Here is a 3103-nt window from a genome sequence, read left to right on the forward strand (position 1 = left end):
CTGGCCGTAACCCATCAACCCGCCCTGCCGCCTCAAGCGGCGGGCACCTGTCCCTGATTATCGTGTCTCACTACAGGGGTGCAGTTCATCCTACCCCAACGGACTGATCCCGGATTGCGCTTCGCTCCATCCGGGCTACGATGCTCCCAACAATAACGATTGGGAGCAACACCCATGAGCTCGCTGTCCGGCAAGCAAGGTCCCCGCTACAAGCATCTCGCCGACGAAAGCGAGCCCTATGAGACCATCGGCGTCGAAAAGCTGACGCCGATCATCGGCGCGGAGATTTCCGGTGTCGATATCGCGCAGCTCGTCGCCGACGATGCGCGCTCTAACCGCCAGATGGACGAGATCCATCGCGCGCTTGCCGAGAACGTCGTGATCTTCTTCCGCGACCAGCGCATCACGCCAAAGGACCATCTCGCTTTCGGCCGGAAGTTCGGCGAATTGCACATCCATCCCGCCGCGCCGCATGAGGGCGAGGATCCCGCGCTGATGAAGATCCACGCCGACAAGGATTCACCGCGCGCCAATGGCGAAGGCTGGCATTCGGACGTGTCCTGCGATCTCGAGCCGCCGATGGGCTCGATCCTCTACATCAGGCAGTGCCCGCCGCACGGCGGCGACACGCTGTTCGCCAATATGTATGCGGCCTATGAGGCGCTGTCGGAGCGAATGAAGGCCTATCTCGATGGGCTCACCGCGCTGCATGACGGCGAGCCGATCTATCGCGGCCTCTACGCCAATTATGGCGTCGCCGACAAGCCGAGCTATCCCCATGCCGAGCATCCGGTGGTGCGCACGCATCCGGTGACGGGAAGGAAGGCGCTCTATGTCAATCGCGGCTTCACCCGCCACATCGTAGACATTCCCCGCGACGAGAGCGATGCGATCCTCGCCTATCTCTATCAGCACGCGGAAAATCCGCTGTTCCAGTGCCGCTTCCGCTGGACCGAGAACGCGATCGCCTTCTGGGACAATCGCTGCACCCAGCACCGTGCGATGTGGGACTACTGGCCCCACACCCGATCAGGCACGCGCGTCACAGTGAAGGGCGAGCGGCCGGTGTGACGGTGAACGCAGGACGGCGTTCCGCTACCTATCACGCGCAGAACATCTCGAAGTCGATGCGGATGTCGGCAAGGCTCATCTCATCCTCATCGATCTGGCTCTGCAATGTTGCGATCGACTGCTTGAGCTGCTCGATGAGGGTCGGTTCGGGCCCTGGTTGAGACTCCGCCTTCCTCAAGCTGGCTTCGAGGACGGCGAGCCTGCGCCGCTCGTCGCGGATCCTGATTTCCAGGTTTGCGATCATTCGCCTGAAGAGAGCGCATCCGCCACGAACAGCGGTTTGGACTTCGGCTTCCGACGTCGCCATCTGAGCATCCTTTCCTGAACGGGGCATGGCAGTGCAACCATCGCTATCATATTCACCGGAAATTGTGTGTGATAAACCTCACAATCTATATGTGTGACACGTTGATGCAGCGCGCGTTGACCCGCGCTTGCGCTTGCGCCAAGCTTCCCCACAACCAAAACAAGAACGGGAGGACGCCCTATGCTTCGCGCGGAAGACAACAAGTTCTTGACGGAAAGCGGGCCGGGCACGGGAATGGGCGAGCTGTTGCGCCGCTTTTGGCTGCCGGTGCTGTTGTCGGAGGAGCTGCCAGAGCCTGACAGCGAGCCGAAGAAGGTCACCGTCCTCGGCGAGGAGCTGCTCGCTTTCCGCGATAGTCGCGGCGTCGTTGGCGTCATCGACCAATATTGCCCGCATCGCGGCGCCAATCTCTGGCTCGGCCGCAATGAGGAATGCGGCATCCGCTGCGTCTATCACGGCTGGAAGTTCGACACCGACGGCCGCTGCGTCGACATGCCGACTTCCTATCCCGATCTCAACGCCAAGGATCACATCCGCATCAAGTCCTATCCGGTGCGCGAATGGGGCGAGATGATCTGGGCCTATATGGGCCCGGCTGATTCAGTGCCGGAATTACCGGCGCTGGAGATGGCGCTGCTGCCGCCGTCGCACCGCTACGTCAGCAAGAAGTGGCAGGACTGCAATTGGGTGCAGGCGCTGGAAGGCTCGATCGATACCGCGCATTTCACCTTCGCGCATCTGTCGTTCGAGAAGGACGAGAACGAGATCCTCGACATCAAGAAGCATTTCGTCAATCCGCTGGTGCGCGTGGCGACCGAGCACATGCGCTGGATCGCCGAAGACCCGCGGCCGGTGATCAAGATCAACCCGCATGACGCCGGGCTGACGATCGCAGGCGGGCGCCTCACCGGCACTGACAACATCTACTGGCGCATCGCCCAGTTCCTGATGCCGGTTCACGCTTACGCGCCGAGCTCGATGCCGGGCGAGAACATCTTCGGCCAGAGCTTCGTGCCGGTCACCGATACCAACTGCTGGATCTACACTTATGCCTGGAATCCGCAGCGCCCGATCACGAAAGCGGAGCGCGACGCCTATGACCGCGGCAACGGCGTGATCGCCGAGATCGACGAGAACTATGTGCCGCTGCGCAACAAGTCTAACGACTACCTGATCGATCGCAAACTGCAGAAGACCAAGAGCTATACCGGCATCAAGGGCGTCTCAGAGCAGGACGCCGCGGTGCAGGACAGCCAGGGCCCGATTGCCGACCGCACCCGCGAGCATCTCGGGCCGACCGATCTCGGCATCATGCATTTCCGCAAGCTGGTGATGGACGCCGCCCGCGCCCTGCAGCAGGGCGAGGCACCGCCGCATGTTGCGCATCAGGATCGTTACACCGTCCGTTCCGGCGCCTGTGTCACCAGCAAGGCCAAGGATCTGACGGCGGTCATGATCGAGCGTTTCGGCGACCCGGCAGGCTTCGTTGGCGGTCCCGGCCAGAACGCCGCGGCGGAGTAGGTCGTAGCCCGGGTGAAGCGAAAGCGTAACCCGGGACATCTTCGCCAGTTGACAGTGAACTGCACCCCTGTAGTGAGACAGGATAATCAGGGACAGGAGCCCGGCGCTTGAGGCGGCAGGGCGGGTTGATGGGTTAGGGCCAGGTTGCGGGGCTGCTGCGCAGCAGCCCCGCAACCTGGTAAATTTGCTTCGAACTCGGCTGGC

Annotated in this window: 3 protein-coding genes; 2 read left to right on the forward strand and 1 reads right to left on the reverse strand. The window is 62.0% G+C overall.

Features of this window, described 5'->3' with window-relative positions; genetic code table 11:
* Positions 1 to 174 precede the first annotated feature (174 nt).
* The gene (locus OZ411_RS42605) at positions 175 to 1071 is read left to right on the forward strand and encodes a TauD/TfdA family dioxygenase (RefSeq protein WP_282532749.1); all 897 of its coding nucleotides are present in this window, start codon (positions 175 to 177) and stop codon (positions 1069 to 1071) included.
* 31 nt (positions 1072 to 1102) lie between these two features.
* Here OZ411_RS42605 and OZ411_RS42610 read toward each other — a convergent pair whose 3' ends face one another.
* Positions 1103 to 1378 (reverse strand): hypothetical protein, encoded by a 276-nt coding sequence (locus OZ411_RS42610; RefSeq protein ID WP_130584027.1) that lies wholly within the window; start codon positions 1376 to 1378, stop codon positions 1103 to 1105.
* Positions 1379 to 1558: 180 nt separating this feature from the next.
* Between OZ411_RS42610 and OZ411_RS42615 the strand changes: the two genes are divergently transcribed.
* Positions 1559 to 2899 (forward strand): Rieske 2Fe-2S domain-containing protein, encoded by a 1341-nt coding sequence (locus OZ411_RS42615; protein ID WP_282532750.1) that lies wholly within the window; start codon positions 1559 to 1561, stop codon positions 2897 to 2899.
* Positions 2900 to 3103 lie beyond the last annotated feature (204 nt).

It is taken from the genome of Bradyrhizobium sp. Arg237L, assembly GCF_029990105.1.
Taxonomy (GTDB): Bacteria; Pseudomonadota; Alphaproteobacteria; order Rhizobiales; family Xanthobacteraceae; genus Bradyrhizobium.

Excerpts from the sequence above, each read along its gene's own strand:
- OZ411_RS42605 (WP_282532749.1), top strand. The coding sequence starts at position 175 with ATGAGCTCGCTGTCCGGCAAGCAAGGTCCCCGCTACAAGCATCTCGCC.
- OZ411_RS42610 (WP_130584027.1), bottom strand. The coding sequence starts at position 1,378 with ATGGCGACGTCGGAAGCCGAAGTCCAAACCGCTGTTCGTGGCGGATGC.
- OZ411_RS42615 (WP_282532750.1), top strand. The coding sequence starts at position 1,559 with ATGCTTCGCGCGGAAGACAACAAGTTCTTGACGGAAAGCGGGCCGGGC.